Origin of the sequence: Pseudomonas inefficax (assembly GCF_900277125.1) — a bacterium.
GTDB classification, from domain to species: Bacteria; Pseudomonadota; Gammaproteobacteria; order Pseudomonadales; family Pseudomonadaceae; genus Aquipseudomonas; species Aquipseudomonas inefficax.
Genome location: NZ_OPYN01000029.1, coordinates 1 through 1,667, shown reverse-complemented (window position 1 = coordinate 1,667; position 1,667 = coordinate 1). Strand labels below are relative to the sequence as shown.

At 63.0% G+C, this 1,667-nt stretch carries 2 protein-coding genes; both read right to left on the bottom strand.

The features are described from left to right. On the bottom strand, positions 1–1,043 hold a 1,043-nt coding region (fdhA, locus tag JV551A3_RS03370; protein WP_133978328.1), incomplete at its 3' end, for a formaldehyde dehydrogenase, glutathione-independent. A 305-nt stretch (positions 1,044–1,348) separates the two neighbouring features. Then, on the bottom strand, positions 1,349–1,667 hold a 319-nt coding region (locus JV551A3_RS03365; RefSeq protein ID WP_268939125.1), incomplete at its 5' end, for a formyltransferase family protein.

Below are 1,667 nucleotides of genomic sequence, written 5' to 3'. Positions count from 1 at the left end.
AGCTGGCGGTTGTACTTCATGGTCGGGGTCTGACCAGTGTGGAAGCTGTGCGACTTGGCCCAACCCAGGCCGAAGCGGATGCTCAGGGCGCCGATCTTGGCGGCGGCATCCACCGCACCCGGGTCTTCGGTCACGTACAGGCCTGGGATACCGATACTGCCGGCAACGCGGGTCACCTGCATCAGCGAGTTCAGCACGGTGGCTGGCGCTTCATGCTTGGCACCTTCGTGGCCATGGCCGCGGGCTTCGAAGCCTACGGCGTCGACGGCGCAGTCCACTTCCGGCTCGCCGAGGATGTCGACGATCTGCTCGTGCAGCGGGGTGTCCTTGGACAGGTCGACCACTTCGAAGCCCTGGGACTTGGCGTGAGCCAGGCGGGCCGGGTTCAAGTCGCCGACGATGACGCAGGCAGCGCCCAGCAGGCGCGCCGAGGCAGCGGCAGCCAAACCGACCGGGCCGGCACCAGCAACGTAGACGGTGCTGCCTGGGCCAACACCAGCAGTCACGGCACCGTGGTAGCCGGTCGGCAAGATGTCGGACAGGCAGGTCAGGTCACGGATCTTCTCCATGGCCTTGTCGCGCTCGGGCAGTTTCAGCAGGTTGAAGTCGGCGTACGGCACCAGCACATATTCGGCCTGGCCGCCGGTCCAGTCGCCCATGTCGACGTAACCGTAGGCACCGCCGGCGCGGGCCGGGTTGACGGTGAGGCAGACACCGGTGTGCATTTCCTTGCAGGAGCGGCAGCGGCCACAGGCGACGTTGAATGGCACCGAGACCAGGTCGCCAATCTGCATGCGCTCGACGTCACGGCCCTTCTCGACGATTTCGCCAGTGATTTCGTGGCCCAGGACCAGGCCGACCTGGGCAGTGGTGCGACCACGGACCATGTGCTGGTCGGAGCCGCAGATGTTGGTGGAGACCACCTTCAGGATCACGCCGTGCTCGATCTTCTTGCCGCGTGGGTCCTGCATTTTCGGGTAGTCGATCTTCTGCACCTCGACCTTGCCGGCGCCGAGATATACCACTCCACGATTGCCAGACATGCTCTTACCTCGCTTGATTTTTATTTATGCAGCGGTGGTTGAACGCGCCGCCTTCCGTGGGCGGCATGTGTTTCTGGAATGAGGGGAATTGTGGGCCTGATGGGGCGGGATGCACTGACTGGGAGCGACAGGGAGATGCCATTTAGCGGCAGGGTTGTCGTTGGAAGATATGGGGGCAAACAAAGGTGGCGGCCTGTGCTGGCCTCTTCGCGGCTGAAGCCGCTCCCACAGGTACTGCGCCAGTCTTTAAACCTGCACAAACTCTGTGGGAGCGGCTTAAGCCGCGAAGAGGCCGGTACAGGTTGTTACAGAACGACGGTCCGGTTGGCGTTGAGGAACACCCGCCGCTCGATGTGATAACCGACAGCCCGCGCCAGGGTCAGGCATTCGATGTCGCGCCCCTTGGCAATCAGGTCTTCGGGGTAATGGCTGTGGTCGACCACTTCCACACCCTGGGCGATGATCGGGCCTTCGTCCAGGTCGTTGTTGATGTAGTGCGCTGTGGCGCCGACCATCTTCACGCCCTTGTTGTATGCCTGGTGATAAGGCTTGGCGCCCTTGAACCCTGGCAGCAACGAGTGGTGAATGTTGATCGCCCAACCATCCAGTCGCCGGCACAGCTCT